A 19,238-nucleotide genomic window follows, 5' to 3' on the forward strand; every position below is an offset into this window, starting at 1 on the left:
GGTTATACGATCTCGCCAATTAAGCGTCTTGGGTTAGAAACGTCGGTAATTTTTACAGTCACAAACTGATGCACCAAGCTTGTATCACCGGCGATATCAACCACGCGATTATTATCAGTTTTGCCAGCCAGCAAACTAGCATCTTTCCACGATGCGCCTTCAATCAGTACGCGTTGTGTGCTGCCCAGCATGGCTTCAGAAATAGCTTTGGCCTGTGCTTCGTTAATCGCTTGTAGCTTATCTAAGCGTGCCAGTTTAACTTCTTGTGTGGTGTCATCCTTTAAAAATGCAGCCGGTGTACCGGGGCGCGGGCTATACAAAAAGCTAAAGCTTGCGTCAAAGCCTACGTCCTGCATCAGTTTTACCGTGGCTTCAAAATCTGCATCACTTTCACCCGGAAAGCCAATAATAAAGTCTGACGTGAACGTTAAGTTAGGGTTGGCTGCTTTGAGCTTGCGAATAATGGATTTGAATTGCAGCGCGGTGTAATTGCGCTTCATCGCCATCAGAATACGGTCGCTGCCAGCCTGCACCGGTAGATGTAATTGTGCTGCCAACTTAGGTACAGTAGCAAAGCAATTAATTAAGCGCTCATTCATTTCATTGGGATGGCTGGTAGTAAAGCGGATGCGCTGAATCTGCGGGATTTCTGCAATGGTTTCAATCAACATGGCTAAATCAGCCTCCACACCGTCATATTCGGTACGGTAGGCGTTAACATTTTGGCCTAGTAGCGTAATTTCTTTTACGCCTTGTTCTGCCAATTGTACGGCTTCGGTCAGAATGTCGGCAAATGGGCGGGAAACCTCTTCCCCGCGCGTATAGGGCACTACACAAAAGCTACAGTATTTGCTGCAGCCTTCCATAATGCTTAAAAACGCACTAACGCCTTCTACACGCGGTGGCGGCAAGTGGTCAAACTTTTCTATTTCAGGAAAGCTAATATCTACTTGTGAAGTGCCGCTGGCCTGTTTGTTTTTAATCATTTCTGGCAGGCGATGCAAGGTTTGCGGGCCAAACACCACGTCCACATAAGGTGCACGCTTAATAATGTTGTCGCCTTCTTGTGATGCCACGCAACCACCCACGCCAATCACTAGGTTCGGGTTTTTCTCTTTTAATGGAATAAAACGCCCCAAATGGCTAAATACTTTATCTTCCGCCTTTTCGCGCACAGAACACGTGTTGAGCAGAATGACATCAGCGTCATCCGGCGTCAGTGTCTCTACCATGCCGTCAGACGCAGACAGCATGTCTGCCATCCGCGATGAATCGTACTCGTTCATCTGGCAGCCAAAGGTCTTAATAAAAACTTTTTTAGGTGTATTCAAGGTGTTATAGCCAAAACGCAAAATATGATTTTAACGTATTTGCTCACTTGCCTCACGCAAAGTTGTTCACTACAAGGTAAAATGATTAACTTAATGTATAGATAGTCATTCAAAACATGCAAGCACTTCCTATTTTTATCAATATCACCAATCGATTATGTGTGGTGATTGGCGGTGGAGATGTCGCCACTCGTAAAGTTAGCATGCTGTTAAAGGCAAACGCAGCGGTGACCTTGATTTCACCGGAAATTTGTCATGAGCTGCAAGCGTTGGCTGACGCGAAAAAAATTCAATGTGTACAGGTAACCTACAGCAAGCATCAGCTTGATGGCGCATGCTTGGTAATTGCCGCAACCGATGACGAAGCCGTGAATAAAGCGGTGTCAATTGATGCAAAAGCATTGGGTATTCCGGTTAACGTGGTAGACGCACCAGATTTATGTACCTTTACCATGGGCTCAATTATTGAGCGTAGCCCCGTGGTGATAGCGATTTCCAGTGAAGGTAATGCGCCGGTATTGGCACGTTACATCCGTACTAAAATTGAAACCATGCTGCCTGCCGGCTACGGCCGTATTGCAGGCATTGCTGGCGAGTTCCGGGATAAAGTAAAAGCAAAATTTACCACCACACAAGCGCGCCGCCGCTTCTGGGAAGATGTGCTACAAGGCCCGCTAGTGGAGCGTGTTTTGTCAGGGCAAGAGCAGTCGGCACGTGCTTTGCTGCAAGATTTAATTGATCAAGAAAATGGCACCGTCAACAAGGGTGAAGTGTTTTTGGTTGGTGGTGGACCTGGCGACCCAGACCTGCTCACATTTAGAGCGTTACGTTTGATGCAGCAGTGTGATGTATGTGTCTACGATAAATTGGTAAGCCCAGAGGTGATGGAGCTGGTGCGCCGCGATGCTGAGCTGATTTATGTAGGTAAATCACGCGATCAGCATACGCTGCCGCAAGAAGAAATTAATGTGTTACTTGCTAAGTTGGCATTGCAAGGCAAGCGCGTACTGCGTCTAAAAGGTGGTGACCCGTTTATTTTTGGTCGTGGTGGCGAGGAAATCGAAACCTTGATGGAGTATGGCATCCCATTCCAGGTGGTGCCGGGGATTACCGCGGCTAACGGCGTGTCCAGTTATGCAGGTATCCCGCTAACCCATCGTGATTATTCACAAGCTTGCTTGTTTATTACTGGGCACTTAAAAGATGGTAGCTTGGATTTGGATTGGGAGGCGATGGCACGCCCAAGGCAAACCGTCGTCATTTATATGGGCTTGGTTGGTTTGGCGCAGATTTGTGAGCAGCTCATTAAGCATGGTGTTTCACCGGATATGCCAGTGGCGGTAGTGCAGCAAGGGACTACTCAACGCCAGAAAGTAGTGACTGCAACCTTGGCAGACCTATCGGAGAAGGTGATTGAAGCTGGCCTAAAAGCACCATGCCTCACCATTATTGGTGAAGTGGTGCATCTGCGTGAGAAATTGGCTTGGTTTGAGCCTGGCGCTTAATGCGTCAGTCGCTAGTTCTTGATTGGAATGCTCAGCCTAGCTTCTAGGCCGCCTTCAGGCCGGTTAATCAGCTCAAGTTTACCGTGATGCAGCTTTGCAATGCGGTCTGCAATTGCCAAGCCTAGACCGCTGCCGCCTGCGTTACTACGTGCGGTATCCAGCCGTTCAAATGGGCGTAATAATTTCTGTAGATGGGTTTCGGGAATCCCCGGGCCATTATCAAAAATGCTGATCACAATCCAGTCAGCCTGTATCTGGCTGCTAACGCGAACTTGCCCGCCGCCATAGTTGTAAGCATTACCTACCAAATTGTCTAATAAGCGTTGCATTGCCAGTGGCTTAATTGGCACTTTATAAGTGGGGGCCAGCTGAATTACCAAGTCGCGCCCAGCGCGCTGTTGTCTCTCATACAGCGCTTGCAGCAAGGTGTTAATATCCACCATCAGCGTTGGTTCGCCTTCTGTGCCGCGAACAAAATCTAAGAACTGATGGATAATATTATCCATGTCGGCAATATCCTGCACCATGCCAGACTTCAGGTAGCCACAATCTTTTTCAGGTAGCATTTCTACCGCAAGACGTAATCGCGCTAAGGGCGTACGAATATCGTGAGAGACACCGGCAAGAATAAGCGTTCTTTCAGCATCGAGTTCTGCTAGCGACTCAGCCATCTTGTTAAAAGTGGTGCTTACTTCGCGTAGCTCAGTCACGCTGTCTTCTGGAAGTTTTTCTGGCTGCTCACCTTTACGTAGTTTGTCAGCAGCGCTCACCAGCAGGTTTAGTGGCTTGTTAATACGTGCGGCAAGTAAATAGCCGCCCGCTAACGATAAACTCAAGACTAAGGCAATCCAGCCTAGCCATTGCCAAGGGAACGGGCGCTCTACGTGTACGTTCGGTATTACGACCCAGAAGTCATCCTGGTCAATGCCAAAACTGACCCATAAGCCACTGATGCCATAGTGCTTGGTGGTAATAATGGTTTGTTCACCAAGGCGCTCTCTAATCTTATCTGCCACCAAGTGGATGAATGGGTCATCAGGGAGTGGGGCAATTTCTTCCATAAAGTCGGCGTAATAAATACGAACACCTTCTTTACCGGTTAATTCTGAGAGCAATGCTAAGCGCAGGTTTTCTTGCGATGCAATCAGCGATGCACGTGTGTAATTAACAACTGTAACGGCTTGTAATGCTGTTGCTTGCGCGCGTGGTTCACGCTCAAAGTACTCAAAAATCTGTAAAGATGCAAACTGGCCTATCGCTAATAAAACGGCGATAAGCAACATGATTCTTGAGAGTAGCTTTTTGGGTAACAGGCGCAATGTGGTTGGCTTAAATGATAAAAGTTAGCATTTGGTCAGGCAGTTGTGGGAGTGCAATTGCCTGTCTTGAGATTTTTAGTTGTCAGCTTCACCATCTGGTATAAACACATAGCCAAAGCCCCACATGGTTTGCAGGTAGCGTGGGTGAGCCGGGTCAGGTTCAATTAACTTACGTAAGCGAGAAACCTGCACATCAATACTGCGGTCGTACACATCTAATTCACGCCCGCGTGCCAGCTGCATCAGCCTGTCACGTGATAGCGGCTGGCGCGGATGGTCAACAAACACCTTTAATAATGCAAACTCACCGCTGGTAATAGCAATGGCTGTGCCTTGACGGCTAAGTGAGCGCGTCGAAGCATTGAACACAAAGTCGCCGATGGTGATATTCTCTGCTGCATTTGCGGGTGCGCTCGGTACCAAGCGCTCGTGTCTGCGTAGCACCGCATTAATGCGTGCTAATAGCTCTCTAGGGTTAAATGGTTTCGGTAAGTAATCATCAGCACCCATTTCCAAGCCAATAATTCTATCTACTTCATCGCCACGCGCAGTGAGCATTACAATTGGCATCATTGCGGCACTACCGCGCATCCTGCGGCAAATAGATAAGCCATCTTCACCCGGTAACATCAAATCCAGCACTAATAAATCAATCGCATCGTTGGCAAGTATGCTGTCCATTTCTTTAGCGTCATTGGCCGTTTTAACGGTAAACCCCTGCTCGGTGAGGTAGCGTTGCAATAGCTCACGTAAACGGACATCATCATCTACGACTAAGATTTTTTTATTTTGATCGGCCATCATTATGTTTAAACCTTAATTTTTAATAGCGTTGTGTTGAGTAATTGTAAAAACAATATTATTTTCAATAACTGCAAAGTGTATGCTAAATTTATATTTATATTAAATTTTATGTGCTTGAACTTGCAATTTTATCTACAGTCTCACGATTTATGTCGAAAAAATTTACAATTCCTTACAATTTCACCGTTTAATGAAACATTCAATTAACAAACGTGCTTCATGATAATGCAACTTCAATCGTAATGCTCAATATTGGAACCTTGATCTTTTGGATTTGATTTTGCTAAACAATATGTCATTGACCAAGTACGCGTGCCTAGTTTTATGCATGAGCTTAAGTCTAACTTTAAGCGCTAACCCTGGCAGTAGGAACAATCTGTCTGCGGCAGCTGAAAAGCCTAGACGTGCGACAGATGGCGAGCGTGCCGCTGAAGATGAGGCTAAAGAAGGCTACCAAAAGACTTTAAACCTGAACTTTAGCCCTGAGCGTAGAGAAATGCTACGTAAAGCACTTGAAGATTACGCCCGCTCCATTGACCCTAGCCATGACCAAATTGAAGAGCGCAGGCGCGCGATGCAAGAAAGCATTGAAGCGCGCTTTTTTGAAGCAGACTCAAATAATGACAGCACGATAGATCGACAAGAAGCCACAGAGAAACTGCCGCAAATCGCCAGACATTTCAACAGTGTAGATACCAATCAGGATGGCGTCATTTCTTTAAACGAACTGGTAGAAGCACAGGCGAGAATCCTAGAGCGTCGCAGAGCTGCTGAGGCGGCAATACAGTTAGAGAAGCAAAGAAAAGCCATTGAGGCCGAAGCGTTAGAAGACGCTAAAGCAAAGAATAAACAGGCAACAAATTCCTCCAAAAAAAAAGCGCTATAGAGCTGCACTGACAACAGTCACCACGCCTCCAGCCACTCTCATTGTTCAGCCCCCTTTGATATATTCTTCATGTTGATTTTATCGACATTGGTGCAAATTTCTGTTTTTCCTTGCCTTAAAAAATCATCTTTAAAGTTAAGCGTATTACCTGTGCCTTGATGCATAATTAGGTATCAATCATGAACAGATATGGTGCTGGTGTATGGCGTTAAGGCTTGAAGTTGGCGATGGTGTAGCACGAGTTCCTGCCAAAGCTTGGGATGGCTTGCTTGATGGTATGCCGCTATTAGCACATGCTTTTTTGAGTGCGCTCGAGACGTCAAAATCTGTCGGTGGCGGCACCGGTTGGCAGCCTTCTCCGCTACTGCTGTATGATGATGCGCAATTGATCGGCGCTATGCCGCTCTATGTGAAGTATCATTCATATGGCGAATATGTGTTTGATTGGGCATGGGCTGAGGCGTATGAACGTAACGGTCTTAACTACTACCCCAAGCTTGTTTCAGCGATTCCATTTACCCCAATTACCAGCACCCGTTTACTTACTAGTGATCCTGATGCGAAGCCGTTGCTCATCAATGCGTTGTTGCAAATTATGCAGCAAAATAAAATGTCATCTGCGCATGTGTTGTTCCCTGATAATGATTCTGCAAAGGCATTTGAAGAGGCCGGGTGGATGCAAAGGCATGGCGTACAGTTTCGTTGGCACAATCATGGCTATGCCAATTTTGATGACTTCTTAAGCCAATTAAGCCATGATAAACGCAAAAAGATTAGGCAAGAGCGGAAGAAAGTCGCTGCTTCTGGCGTGGTATGTAAGTCAATTAAAGGTGGAGAAGTTACGGCTGAGCAATGGGACTTTTTCTATCAGTGTTATGAAAATACTTACCATGAGCATCGATCCACACCGTATTTGACGCGTGAATTTTTCAAGATTATTGGCAGTAGTATGCCGCAGCATATCTTGTTAATCATTGCTTATTTAGATGGCAATCCAGTTGCCGCAGCTTTAAATATTTACGATAAAACTACACTGTATGGCCGCTACTGGGGTGCGCTACAGTATGTTCCCAATCTGCACTTTGAACTTTGCTATTATCAAGCCCAAGAGTTTTGTATTGCAGAAAATATAAAATATTTTGAGGGCGGTGCGCAGGGCGAGCATAAGCTGGCCCGTGGCTTTAAAGCCAGGCCGACTTGTTCTTTTCACTTTATTGCAAACCAAGACTTTGCGGCAGCTATCCAAGATTTTGTTGCGCAGGAGTCCGCAGGGCTAGCGGCTTATACCAATGAGCTAGATGAACGTGCGCCATTTAAATCGCAAAGTTAATCAGCCAGCGCAAGTTAGCAAATACATATATTATTCAGTAGATTAAAAATAACGAGTAGCAAATGATTCCAGCATCAGTAAAACTATCTAACACCTTTAATAACTTTTTCGCATCAGAAAAATCGAGCGGAATTTTGCTCATTTTCTGTACATTAATCGCAATTCTGATGACCAACTCATCAATTGGCCATGCGTTTTTAAATTTCTGGCAAGTAGAATTTAGTGGATTAAGTTTGGAGCTCTGGATTAACGATGGCTTGATGGCTGTGTTTTTTCTGCTTATTGGATTGGAGCTCAAGCGTGAACTCTATATAGGTGAGCTTTCTAACTTTAAAAGCGCGCTACTTCCTATTGTTGCTGCTATAGGTGGGATGCTCGTCCCTGCACTTATTTATTTCATGCTGAATCATGACACGCCAACGCAGGATGGTATCGGTATACCAATGGCAACCGATATCGCTTTTGCATTAGGAGTATTGGCGATTCTTGGTAAACGTATACCAGCTTCGCTGAAAGTATTTGTTGTTGCTTTTGCCGTTATAGATGATTTGGGCGCAATTGTAGTTATTGCTTTGTTTTATACGGCCCAACTCTCGGTTGTATATCTTGCCGGTGCTTTTGTTGTAATGGCACTGCTCGTGATGCTTAATCGAGCATTCAAAGTAATGTTACTTTTGCCATACATTATTGGCGGTCTGCTTATGTGGTTTTTCATGCTCAAATCAGGCATTCACGCAACGATTGCAGGCGTCATGTTGGCTTTTGCGATTCCATTCGCAGCGAAAGATAATGACAAGCAATCCCCTTCGCATCGATTAGAGAGTTTTCTACATAAGCCTGTGGCATTTATTATTTTGCCAATTTTTGCATTGGCGAATACAGGCATTACCTTCGACTCAAATTGGCTCAGCGGTCTGACAAGTTTAAATGGTCTTGGTATTGCCATGGGTTTAATTCTCGGTAAGCCAGTAGGTATTGTTTTAATATGTTACTTTGCAGTTTTGATCGGCATATGTCAGTTACCTACTGATCTTAAGTGGTCGCATATCACTGGCGCAGGCATGCTCGGTGGCATCGGCTTTACTATGTCTATTTTTATTACTAATCTAGCTTTTCTAGGTAGCCCTGAAGTGATAAACACCTCCAAGATGGCGATTCTATTAGCGTCATTGACTGCTGGAGTCTTAGGTTTCCTTTGGCTGAGGGTGTTAGGCAAGAGCAGGGTGTAAAATACAGCCAATTTTTGCATTGGCTCTCATGCGCTACGCAGAAGTTGTGTTAGATGAAGATGTTAAGTCAACTTAAAATGTGACGTATAAGTTTCTCATATCCGTAAGAGTGCTTATACTTGGGGGAAAGATAGAGCCTCTTCCTAGCTGTTAGGAAGAGGCTCTATCTTTGCTGTATTGCTATTTCTTTTCTGGTGGAGTGTGGTGGCGCTCCATTGCTGCGTGCGCTGCTTTGCGTTCATCAGCATCAATTTTCCCGTCTTTATTTGTATCTAATTTTGTGAACATTTTTTCAGCACGTGCCTGATGCTTTGCCATAAACTCGTCACGTGATATCGCGCCATCATTGTTGGTATCCGCTTTATGGCAACCCTGTTTGCCATCTTCGACACCATGATGATTAGCGTAGGCCGCTTGCGTTAGACCAAACAGCAACGTAGTCGTGAGTAAAACTTGTGTAATTTTCATGAAAACTCCTTTTTAATAAACTAGCAAGCAACTGCTAGTTCAATTAACGTGACAGTCAGTATACTGTTGACACGTGTTTGATATAAAGATTTCGTGATGGAGGTGCTAATTAAAGATTTAGCATTCAATATCACTAATGTAGCTATTTTGTATTTAAATTAGCGCGTCGTTGGGGCTGATTCTGATATGGTTGACGCAGTCTGTAGAGGGTAAAGCAGGGGTTTTATGATTAGATTGTTATACAGTAGCCAGGCTGCACAAGATATTACTGAGCAGGACATTGCCGATATATTAAAAAAGTCTCAGAAAAATAATCATGAGGCAGATGTTACGGGCGTTTTGTTATATGGTGGCCAGCTGTTTATGCAGGTGCTAGAAGGCCCTGAGCTTGCTGTGTTAAGGCTGTATGTCACTATTTGTGAAGATGCCCGCAATAGTCTTAATCAGATTGTTTATATTACTTATACCAATAAGCGTATGTTTGGTGATTGGTCGATGGGTACGATTCAGTGTGATCCAATTGCCTATCAAAAGATATTTGATTTAAATTCAAGGGCAACTGAAACCATTGAGCCAGATTGCTTTAGAGATACGATGCGTGATTTTTTGCGTAGATTAAATAACGCTAAAAGAGATAGCTAGGCTCTCTCGTTATGCAGGGTTAACTGTCAGTGTTGGCTTTTAATGCGCAATAAAAAATGGCTCCAGTGAAGCGGAGCCATTTTTATGTGTCAGTTAAAGCAGTAGCTAAACCATGGCGCTAGTGCTGTATAGCATGTCAATATCCGCGATACGTGTGCTTTTGCTGTTTAAACGTTGAGCAATTTGTTTAAATGCATTTGAGGCTGGGGTGAGTGGGAATGCATCAATGACTGGGCGCCCAAGTTTTGCAGCTTTGCCTAAATGTACATCTGCTGGAATTGCACCAAAGAACTCTAGTTCGATTTGCATAAAACGTTTGGCTACTTGCGCAATATTGTTAAAAACGACTTCTGCTTGTGCGTCATTGGCATCATCTACAATAATGCCAAAAGAGCGTCTGCCAAGCTGGCTGCAAATGCGTTTAATGAGCGTGTATGCATCTTTAATTGATTCTGGCTCGCGTGTGAGTTGAATCAAAATGTCGCTGTTATTGAGTGTTTGTAGCGGCAACAAGTCATCGTTATTTAGTGTTGCATCGACCAATACAATTTCATATTGCACGACTAATTCATCAAATAATTGGTTCAGTACTGCACCAGCTTTGCTGTTGAGCGGCGTGCTTACCTGATTTTTAGGTAGTAGTTTAGCTACGGCGAACTCTTGCTTGGTGTTTTTAATTGCTACAGATAGCGACGCTGATGTTTTAGCAACTTCTAGGAGCGTAGGGGTTTTATCAACCTCATAACTAGCTTCGCGCGTAGTACTTGATGCATGCACTATCAATACATCACTGCCTTGCGCACGAATGGATGCTGCCAAGTTAATCATCATGCGTGACTGATCTGCAGATGAGGCTGAAATCACTGACACTACACGAGGTTTTGGCGCTGCCATGATGCGACGTAGGCCCGCCGCTTGATCATTTTTGAAACTAACCACGGCTAATCTCTGTAGATAAAGTATTTACTGATGGTCTGGTATTAGCCATGATAAATGGCAACTCTTCATTTTTAAACTGCAATGAGTGGCCATCTGCACCAATTTTTAGTGCTTTTTGAATCAAGTAACTCTTGTTTGATAAATGGATATCTTCAGGCACACGTTGACCATTGGCCAAGTAATAAAGCTTTAGCTTGCCTCTGATAATAACGTCGAGTACACCGCCAATGGTGACAGCTTCATCCAACTTGGTAATGATGGTGCCATCCAAGCCCTTGCCTCTATAAGCTCTAATTACGTCAGTGAGTGTCTCGCCTGTGCTGGTGGCGTTAAGGCAAAGCAGCTTTTTAATGCCGGCGTTGGTGTTAGAGAGCATTGCAATTTGCTCTGTTACCATTGTGTCGCGCTGACTCACGCCAACGGTATCAATCAAAATCGTACGTTTGTTTTTGAGTTCGTTAAGTGCGATTTTAAGATCGGCTTCGTCTTTAACTGCGTGTACCATCACACCAAGAATCTTGCCATATATTCTAAGTTGTTCGTGACCCCCGATACGATAAGCATCGGTAGTAATTAGGCCTAAGCTCTCAGTGCCATGTTTCATTACATAGCGTGCGGCTAGTTTAGCTGTGGTGGTTGTTTTGCCAACGCCCGTAGGGCCGATGAGTGCGAAAATGCCGCCTTGGTCAAGCATACCCATTTCGTTAGGGATGCTGTCCAGATTTTTGCTTAAAATTGCCTTTACCCAAGCAAGCGCTTTGGCTTCATTGAGATTTGCAGGCATTTTTTCAGATAACATTCTGGCAAGTGCAGCACTAAAGCCAGAAGACAGCAGTATGTTTAGTATTCTTGTTTTTGTTGGGTATTGCTGCTGTGTGTTGCTCCAGGCAATCGTAGTGAGTTGAGATTCAAACACATCACGCATGCTGCGCATCTCGTTCAAAATCTCAGTCATTTTTTGGCTAGCATCTAACATAGATGCCTGCATGATGGTGTCTGGTGCTGGCTGTGTAAATGCTGGCTCGGCTTGCGTTTTGGTTGCAGGAGTTTCTGGCTCCATCATGCTCGGCGCAAAAGGTTGCGCCTGATTGCTATGAAAGCCCTCAATTTTTTTATTGATTACTGAGATTAACGCTGATGGGTTGTCTTCACCAAAACCTTCTGTGTGGGTACGGTATGACGCTTCCATAGTGGCTGCGTTGTCAACAATCGCGTCTAAATCTTCCTCTTTTAATGCGGTGATTCTATTGCCGCCATCTACTGCGCGGTTGGATAAAATAATGGCATCCTCGCCAAGCTCCATACGCACCTGTTTGAGCGCTTCGCGAGAGTTAATACCAAAAAATTGCTTTATATTCATACTTAATTCTTATTAGGAAATTTGCTCAGCCGATTGACTCGCCAGCAGAACAGATGTGTGTAAATGCGCCTGATCGCGATCTTTTGAGTAATTAGTCAGCATACCTAGTACTGCACTGTCGTCAAATCGGAAACGAGTCAGCATCATATTTGTACTGCTCAGTTTTACAACCTGCATATTACTTAGGCTTTCTAGCAAATCAGCAATCTCTTTACTGATGCCTAAAAGAAACATGGCGGTCGCTTTATCTGAACTGATGAGCTGCTTAGCCATCATCAAATAGTTGAGATTTGCGTCCTTAATTTCGGACATCATATCTTTTACATTCATTTTGCTTCCTAATTCGTTGTTTCTATTGTAAAAACCATGCTGCAATTGGCTTGGTGAAATGTAACTCTTTAGTCCGATTCAACCAATGGCTATTTGTCTATTTATTTTGTAGGTGTTTGTCTTACATTGTTTCGATGGTATTTGGGAGACATTGTTCTATATGCCAATAAACCTGCAAACCCGCGTAGATGGCTGACCTAGCGTATGTAAACTATTAATAAATTAGAACAGAAATTGGTGTTTTAAGCAGTGAATTAAGGCGTCATGTAACTAAAATTTGATGCTTTGAGCGTAGATGGTGCGCTTTTAGTTGGCTTAACGTTTAGGCGCTAAAATTAAAAATTGGGAGATTACCCAAAAAGCGGGCAAAAAAATAGCGCTTCTGCAAAAAAGCGCTACAAACTTTGAGAGAGTATATATTGCAAATCAATTCAATATATGTGGCTATCATACTGGCCAGTAATTAATGAATTATTTCAGATGGTTAACTAATTGTTTCAATTGTGAAAAAATTATATGCTTCTGTAATAGTCTTTTAGCCAAATTTTGGCATAAAACAAAGACGCCACATGCCTTGGAATGAGGCGTCTTTGTTAGCAAACTAGTTCTTTAGCACTAACTTTATCATTGTAAATTTATTGATACTCAGTCAAATTTAATTTTAAAGTCTCTATTTATTATTTACATGCGCTTCTGTAATGCAAATACGCAACATGTTAAGCGTATAAGATTAAAGGCGCTATAAAAGCAAAGAACCCTCCGATTAAAAAGATGATGACGGATGCGATATATACCCGCAGGGAGGTTTTGCGTGTACGTATGCATACCGCCGCTAGCTCTGCATCTGCTGGGCATGGCAGGCTGCGTGCCTGCCACTGCAAATAACCTGATAGCGCAAGCATCACGCCAGCAAATATAAACACGCCTAGCTTATGCTCAGAAAACCATACCAATTGCGGCACATTGCTTACTAATGACGACATCACCGCACCGGCACCCAGCCCCACCAATGTGGCGGGTAGTGCGCAACAAATCAGCGTGCCGCCACTGGTAAATAGAGAGATAAATGACGCGGACTTTGTTTTCCTAAGGCTAGCCATTTCTTGGTTGGCAGAAGTAGGTAACATTTATTTTGACTCCATTTCTGCTTTAATGTGTTCAATCGGGTGGCTGCTGATCTCAATGCTAGTCACTTCGTAACCTGCATCTTTGATCAAGTCTTTTACCGTGTCGTTAGATAAAGTTTGCCCTTCTTTAAGCTCTACTGCCACGATACGCTGCTTTAAATTGACATAAACGTCTTTGGTTTGTGAAAGAGCGCGCATTTTCTTCTCTATGCCCTGTGCACAAAATGCACACACCATACCGTTTACATTGGCTTTAATGGTTTGTGTGGCAAATGCGGCTTGGCTAAATAATGCAGCGATAATGGTTGATGCTAATAATAGTTTTTTCATAATAAATTCCTTAATAATCATTAAAATATGTACATAAAGTTAAAGCGTGGCTGGCCAGAGTTATTAACCCCGGCCTCTACAAAATAACTTTTATTAATGAGGCGCAACATGGGCGTGACTTCAATCTTGTCCGATAAGCCATTCATGTTGCGGGCTTCTAAAATTGCCCATGGTTGAGTTTTGTCGTAATCGGTTTCATAAAATGAGAAGCCAGCTCGCACGCTAGTGAAATCATGATTAATATGTTCCGCACGATATAGGCGATGCGCTGCAGCAAAGTAAACGCGGGTGGTTTCATAATCAAACTGAACCCCTGGGGTGACCATCACTTTGTCAAAATGATGGTCTTTCCCAACTAAATCGTTTTCACCTTGTATTGCACCAATGCCACCTGTAAACCATAAGTTGGCTTGCGAGTTAGGCAAGTTCCAGCGCTTGAGTAAGCTGGTGTAGGTGAACTCTTCTAGTGTGCGTGTTTTGGTTTCATCATCAGAGCGCATATAAGTCGCACCGACACCAAAAGCATCGCGAGGGGTGATGGCGTAATTCACAAAGGCCTCACGCCAGTTGCTATTAAAGTCACCCATTGCCATAAATGAATCTTTAAAGCCCATGGGGCCGGCGGCTGCATTAAAGCTGGATACAAAAAGTCCAAGCTTAAGTAAAAACTTGAAGCAACTGGAAAGTTGCATGATGGCACTCCTAATCAATTTCTAAATTGTTAATGGCCAGCAAAAAGTGCTGGCATCAAGAGAAATTAACTAAAGGTGCGAGGAGGTCGTTCTAAGGAGTCAGGTGCCTGAGAGTGAAAATGGGGGGCAACAAAAGAGGTGAAATCATTTACAGTCGGGCTAGTTGCTAAAGTAAAAAATGGCATAGCTAGCACCAAGCCAGCACATATCACTGAACAAGTGCTACCTAAGCAATAAGCGGGCTTTTGCTGAGTTTGCTTGCCATGATGCATTTGCATTTTACAATGTTCGCTCATCGCCGTACTTTGCTGTGAGTCTTGCTCACTAAGCATCGCGGTGTGGTGACCAGTTTCTACACTGTTAGCTTGGTTCATTGCCATTTGCATAGAAACAGCCTGCATTGGCATTAGCAATACTAAAAGTGCCACCAGTAAATGTAAAAATTGTTTTCTCACAGCCCTTATGATGCACTTAAGTTAGAAAAGTTGCAAACTGAAGTGGCTATACAAATATATTTCCCTATTGAACGTAACATTTTACCAGCGCCATTTCAGGCAAGGCGAGAAGCGCACCGCCCGCACGTGTCAGCGGCGGACTGAGTACATTGCGGCTTGTTCTTTAGACTAGATATAAAGGACATTTAAGAACGAAAACCATTGATTATTGTTAGCACATTCTTAGTAAAGTGGGGATTTCGAATTTTCTAGATTCAAACGGGGCGTTAGGATTCTCAGTTATAAATAATCCAATATGTGAAAAGAAAGCAATGAACCTTCTTATTTCGTTTTCATCATCTTCGAGTCCAGCCTTTTCTTTTATATCATCAATAGTTAAGCCTGAGCATTTGATTGGAGCCCCAAGATTGGAAAAAAATTGATCAATATTTCTTTTCCAAGAGGTGTTGAAATTTGCAACTGTTTTTCTGCTAGTGGTTTGTAAAATTTTATAAGCTTCATCAATGTGATCTTTGAGTATCAACTCATAACCATTGTCCGAATTAAGCTCAAGTATCCTTAAGTCTGAATTGTTGTAATAATACCGATTTGCTAATTCAAATACGTTGTTAAGGAACATCAGAACCAATCTAGGGTTTGGGTTGTTGCTCCCAAATTTAAAATGACTAGCAAAAAAATCATCTATATTTAAAAGCTCTTTTTTACATTTAACAGTGAAATGATTTGTTTTTCTAGGAAATATTTTTGAAATTACAGTAAGAGACATTTCCTGTGCTAAGTTTGTTTTTCTAGCAGTGTGAGAGGTCTTCCTGAAGATAGCCCATTGAGCTTTCACTTTTAAGATTATTTGTTCGGTATTAGTTTTTATTTTTGAAAAAAAATCTTTATCGCTTGATTGCGCTAAATTAATTAATTGGTTTCGTAATGTTAAGTCCAAATCTAAAGCCTTGAAGTCTATATCAAGTTTGATGGGAACTTCATTTTCGAAAAAGTTGTAGATTAGACGTCTTGCTACAAACTCACATATGTCCTCTTTTGACCATTCGAGAGTTGTTGTTTGGCTGTATATTTTGTCATATCCGATTCTTTCAAAATTTAACCTGTTGAATAAATCTAATCGTAAAAATAATTTGACTTTGATTTGAGGGAATCGGTAGTCGTTTGCGCATTCAACAATAGCTTGTACGTTCTTAAGTTGTTCTTCATATTCAATATCGACAACAAAATCATCAATCTTGTCGATTAAGACTGTTACTGCATAGTTTGTGTTTTTGTCGATAAACTTTCGCAACCGTTTGCTTATTTGGGAAATGTCTTTATCGCTAATTTCGATGCCATTTGTTGTTGCATTTGCAGAAGGCTCAGCACTGAAAGATGGAGTGATTGATGCCGTGACAGGGTCATATTTTGTGGATGCGGTAAATTTAGTATTTTTGATAGATTCAAAAAACCCTTTCTTTTGATTGGCTGACCCTAGAGCTCTTTCGACATCATTCTTGAGCTCTTCAAACTCTAAATTCTTTTCTACTTTCGATTCTTCAAGGCGTTTAATTACTCTATCTAAAATGTAGAGCTCCCATAAAAATCTATATTTAGAATGAGGTTTTACTGATTTTCCAATAAATCTTGTATCAATTGCCTGAGATATTGAAATGTAATCAAGATCATCATTTAAAGGTACTATTAAATCTATTCTTGAGTTACTTCTTTTAGTGTTGAATTGGATTGTATTATCAGAAATTAACTTGAAAAGTGCTGACTTACCAGCCCCTCTTTCGCCTAGTACTATACTTTTAGTTCCGCCAAGGAACTCAGTGACGCCGCTTATTTTTTGGAAGCAATAAGATAAAACTTCATCAGATTGCGCATCGGCTGTTCCAAAGTGAAAGTCAGATAATTTTTGTGTATCGAAGTGGACGGGTTTAATTGTTTTTTTATAAAACATCTTAATTATTGGTTCTTTGATATTGTTAGTTGCTAATATCATTTTATGATGTACTGTGACTAAATAATACTGATAATTTTAATTATTTCATTTATCGTGAGATGTAGAGATTTAGAATGCTATTTATTCGTGCTCAGTAGCTCTATCAAACGCCTTAAAATTAGCTTTATAATGTTCCTACTGGCTACTAGATGGCTACTAATCGAGAAAATGCAGAAAAGAAAAACGCCCCATTCTTTCGAATGAGGCGTCTTTATTGGTGGGAAAGAGTCAACCAAACATCTCCCTATATTCCTTGTTGAATATATGTCTTTTGATATTTAAAATTACATATACCGTCAAATATACCGTCAATTACTATTGCTAGTAGTATTTTTTAGAGTTTATGTAGAGTAGAAAAAATTGACTCTTGTGGTTGAAAGACATATTTTGCTTCTGGAGTTTTATCCAGGTGAATTTTAAGCCCCTTGATAAATAATTTAGTAATTAAATCTTTGGATAAGTCAGCTTCTTGACTAAATATAAATGAACTAAGTTTTGGCCCAATATTGAGTTGCTTATTTGTTGCCATATTTATAGCACGTCTTGCCATATTTGCAGGAGAAGGATTTTCCTGCATATTTATTTCTAATAAGTATTTTTCAATCCATTCCTTATAGCCATCGGGTACATAACACTCTTCTTTACCCAAATGAAATATTGCCGAATCTAAATTGAAGAAAGTAGTATTTAATAAATCCTTAAACTGAGTGCCTTTGATAATACCCTCGCGGAAAGCCCACGTGTCATCTAACGACCAAATATCATACATACGGTGTTCAACTGCAAATCTGTAGCCACCAAATTTATTTTTTTTAGGGTTGTATTGCTTGATTGCTGAATAAATTTCATATTGACTAGCATACGATACCAAATCAATATCTGATGAAAATTCTCTTGCTTTTCCTAAGGCGAACTCCCTAAGCATGCCACCAAAAATAGCGGTTTCAGGTAATTTTGTTGAAATTTCGAGAAGTGTAGACTTAATTAGATGTCTCTCGGGCGAGTCATAATTAAGATAATTAGTTATCTGATTAGTTAATTTACTATGTTTAATCATTTTTTAGCATAGATTTAGGATCAAAATCGCCTTTTATTGCAGAAAGCTCTTCAAAAAGATTAGTTGCATAAGAGTCGGTCATACCAGAAATCATATCCGTTAAAAGCTGACATTCTTTATAACGAGTTGGCATAGTATTTTTATTGTCCTCAAATACTCTGCGATAGTTTTCTGAAATTCGTCCATAAACAAATTTTGTAAATGGGTTATTGCGTGGAGAGCTTACATCATCTTCTTTCTTACGATCAACAATAGCTGCCCAGAATATATACATCAATCCTCGGATTACATTGTATCCCCCTAATTCGACTTTTAACACTTCTTTATTCTTATAAGCATTTTTTTTAGCAAAGTCTTTTAAGTGCTTTCTAAGGTTTTCACCTTCACTAATTTCTAAAAGTCCTTTATCTGATGAGCCATCAATGAAAATGTTAATATTACTTACAAACGCTTTTCTCGCAATTGTAATTAATTCACTGATTGCGTACACCCTAAATCTTTGCATAGAAATGTCGTTAAGTTCTGCAGGCGAAAGACTCTCCGCAGCTTTACTTTTTCTATACTCATTATGTTTATTTAAGCTATTCGTAACCACATTATCAATTACGGTATCTTTATTAGAATGATGTTCAAGATAAGAAATGAGATCTGAAAATGAAGCAAATCCTTTTTTAACAGCATCTTCAATATCTAGCACTACGTATGCAATATCATCGCTAGCTTCCATAATGTAAGCCAAAGGATGCCTTTTGCCTAAAGATAAACCAGTTTTTTCTAACACATCCTCAACAATGTCTTGCTCTGAAGCAAAAAATCCATGCTTCTTTTTTGCAACTTTCTTATCATCTATTTGATCGGATGAGGTTGGGTATTTCATTAATGCAGCTAGTGCTGCATAGGTGAGATCAAGGCCGAAATTATCGTTAAGCAACTGAAGCCTTGTTAGCAATCTAAATCCCTGAGCATTACCTTCAAACTTTTTAAAATCTTCGACATGCTGGGTATTATCCTTTAAAGGGCCAAGTACTAAATCCTCATGTTCTATAAACCAACTTTGAATTGCTGATTCACCTTGATGGCCAAAAGGAGGGTTGCCTAGGTCGTGTGCTAAGCCAATGGCGGCTAATAGCGCTGGTATGTTTCTTTGAGCGTCGGGAACTTGGGAAGCTATATGGTCGTGAAATACAATTGCCGTACCTATACTTCTTGCTAAGTTAGATACTTCATGTGAGTGAGTTAATCTAGTTCTGACGCTATCATTTTTATCTAAAGGAAATACCTGAGTTTTGTCGGCCAACCTCCTGACAGGGGTTGAAAATAAGATGCGGTCAAAATCGCGTTCAATTTGTGTTCTTATATCATCTGCAGCTTTAGGTGAGCCTTCAGGTTTGCGTCTTTCGGAATTTAAAAGCTTCCCCCATACATCAGCATTAGTATTCATATTAAT

19 protein-coding genes are annotated in these 19,238 nt (G+C 41.7%); 5 read left to right on the forward strand and 14 right to left on the reverse strand.

All coding sequences use genetic code 11. From position 1 onward, the window contains the following. Window positions 1-2: 2 nt before the first annotated feature. Window positions 3-1,286, reverse strand: a complete 1,284-nt coding sequence (gene miaB / locus ACSSU7_RS11900; RefSeq protein WP_492517800.1) for a tRNA (N6-isopentenyl adenosine(37)-C2)-methylthiotransferase MiaB — start codon at window positions 1,284-1,286, stop codon at window positions 3-5. Window positions 1,287-1,447: 161 nt separating this feature from the next. Between miaB and cysG the strand changes: the two genes are divergently transcribed. After that, window positions 1,448-2,836, forward strand: coding sequence for a siroheme synthase CysG (gene cysG / locus ACSSU7_RS11905; RefSeq protein ID WP_492516677.1), 1,389 nt, complete (start codon window positions 1,448-1,450; stop codon window positions 2,834-2,836). An 11-nt stretch (window positions 2,837-2,847) separates the two neighbouring features. Here the strand turns inward: cysG and ACSSU7_RS11910 are convergent, their stop codons facing one another. Both ACSSU7_RS11910 and ompR read right to left on the reverse strand, forming a co-directional pair. Continuing rightward, window positions 2,848-4,155, reverse strand: coding sequence for an ATP-binding protein (locus ACSSU7_RS11910; protein ID WP_492516678.1), 1,308 nt, complete (start codon window positions 4,153-4,155; stop codon window positions 2,848-2,850). 75 nt (window positions 4,156-4,230) lie between these two features. After that, the gene (ompR, locus tag ACSSU7_RS11915) at window positions 4,231-4,959 is read right to left on the reverse strand and encodes an osmolarity response regulator transcription factor OmpR (RefSeq protein ID WP_492516679.1); all 729 of its coding nucleotides are present in this window, start codon (window positions 4,957-4,959) and stop codon (window positions 4,231-4,233) included. Window positions 4,960-5,287: 328 nt separating this feature from the next. Between ompR and ACSSU7_RS11920 the strand changes: the two genes are divergently transcribed. From ACSSU7_RS11920 to nhaA, 3 genes are all read left to right on the forward strand, one after another. After that, complete coding sequence (locus ACSSU7_RS11920) at window positions 5,288-5,845, forward strand: EF-hand domain-containing protein (protein ID WP_492516680.1); 558 nt, start codon at window positions 5,288-5,290, stop codon at window positions 5,843-5,845. Between the two features lie 202 nt (window positions 5,846-6,047). Continuing rightward, the gene (locus ACSSU7_RS11925) at window positions 6,048-7,175 is read left to right on the forward strand and encodes a GNAT family N-acetyltransferase (RefSeq protein ID WP_492516681.1); all 1,128 of its coding nucleotides are present in this window, start codon (window positions 6,048-6,050) and stop codon (window positions 7,173-7,175) included. Window positions 7,176-7,237: 62 nt separating this feature from the next. Continuing rightward, window positions 7,238-8,404 (forward strand): Na+/H+ antiporter NhaA, encoded by a 1,167-nt coding sequence (nhaA, locus tag ACSSU7_RS11930; protein ID WP_492516682.1) that lies wholly within the window; start codon window positions 7,238-7,240, stop codon window positions 8,402-8,404. Between the two features lie 180 nt (window positions 8,405-8,584). Here nhaA and ACSSU7_RS11935 read toward each other — a convergent pair whose 3' ends face one another. Beyond that, window positions 8,585-8,872, reverse strand: coding sequence for an EF-hand domain-containing protein (locus tag ACSSU7_RS11935; protein ID WP_492516683.1), 288 nt, complete (start codon window positions 8,870-8,872; stop codon window positions 8,585-8,587). Between the two features lie 225 nt (window positions 8,873-9,097). Here ACSSU7_RS11935 and ACSSU7_RS11940 point away from each other — a divergent pair, with 225 nt between their 5' ends. Then, a complete protein-coding gene (locus tag ACSSU7_RS11940) occupies window positions 9,098-9,514 on the forward strand; it encodes a BLUF domain-containing protein (protein ID WP_492516684.1) in 417 nt (138 codons plus the stop codon). Between the two features lie 105 nt (window positions 9,515-9,619). On the opposite strand, the gene ACSSU7_RS11945 is transcribed toward ACSSU7_RS11940, so the two are convergent. From ACSSU7_RS11945 to ACSSU7_RS11990, 10 genes are all read right to left on the reverse strand, one after another. Beyond that, entirely contained in the window at window positions 9,620-10,453 is an 834-nt protein-coding gene (locus ACSSU7_RS11945; RefSeq protein ID WP_492516685.1) for a MinD/ParA family ATP-binding protein, read from the reverse strand. After that, complete coding sequence (flhF, locus tag ACSSU7_RS11950; RefSeq protein WP_492516686.1) at window positions 10,446-11,813, reverse strand: flagellar biosynthesis GTPase FlhF; 1,368 nt, start codon at window positions 11,811-11,813, stop codon at window positions 10,446-10,448. The genes ACSSU7_RS11945 and flhF overlap by 8 nt, the downstream gene beginning before the upstream one ends. A 12-nt stretch (window positions 11,814-11,825) precedes the next feature. Then, window positions 11,826-12,143, reverse strand: coding sequence for a flagellar transcriptional regulator FlhD (gene flhD, locus ACSSU7_RS11955; RefSeq protein WP_019897544.1), 318 nt, complete (start codon window positions 12,141-12,143; stop codon window positions 11,826-11,828). Window positions 12,144-12,859: 716 nt separating this feature from the next. Beyond that, window positions 12,860-13,270, reverse strand: a complete 411-nt coding sequence (locus ACSSU7_RS11960) for a hypothetical protein (RefSeq protein WP_492516687.1) — start codon at window positions 13,268-13,270, stop codon at window positions 12,860-12,862. Next, window positions 13,271-13,600: a heavy-metal-associated domain-containing protein gene (locus tag ACSSU7_RS11965; RefSeq protein WP_492516688.1), complete on the reverse strand. Its 330-nt coding sequence runs from the start codon at window positions 13,598-13,600 to the stop codon at window positions 13,271-13,273. A gap of 20 nt (window positions 13,601-13,620) precedes the next feature. Then, entirely contained in the window at window positions 13,621-14,292 is a 672-nt protein-coding gene (locus ACSSU7_RS11970; protein ID WP_492516689.1) for a hypothetical protein, read from the reverse strand. Window positions 14,293-14,357: 65 nt separating this feature from the next. Beyond that, a complete protein-coding gene (locus tag ACSSU7_RS11975; RefSeq protein ID WP_492516690.1) occupies window positions 14,358-14,747 on the reverse strand; it encodes a hypothetical protein in 390 nt (129 codons plus the stop codon). Window positions 14,748-14,958: 211 nt separating this feature from the next. Further along, window positions 14,959-16,734: a P-loop ATPase, Sll1717 family gene (locus ACSSU7_RS11980; RefSeq protein WP_492516691.1), complete on the reverse strand. Its 1,776-nt coding sequence runs from the start codon at window positions 16,732-16,734 to the stop codon at window positions 14,959-14,961. A 334-nt stretch (window positions 16,735-17,068) separates the two neighbouring features. After that, complete coding sequence (locus ACSSU7_RS11985) at window positions 17,069-17,791, reverse strand: hypothetical protein (RefSeq protein ID WP_492516692.1); 723 nt, start codon at window positions 17,789-17,791, stop codon at window positions 17,069-17,071. Next, window positions 17,784-19,232 carry a deoxyguanosinetriphosphate triphosphohydrolase family protein gene (locus ACSSU7_RS11990; RefSeq protein ID WP_492516693.1) on the reverse strand — a complete coding sequence of 483 codons (1,449 nt, stop codon included), beginning with the start codon at window positions 19,230-19,232 and terminating at the stop codon, window positions 17,784-17,786. Before ACSSU7_RS11990 ends, ACSSU7_RS11985 begins: the two co-directional genes overlap by 8 nt. Between the last annotated feature and the right edge of the window lie 6 nt (window positions 19,233-19,238).

Source organism: Methylotenera sp. E1MeOHC1 (genome assembly GCF_058745595.1).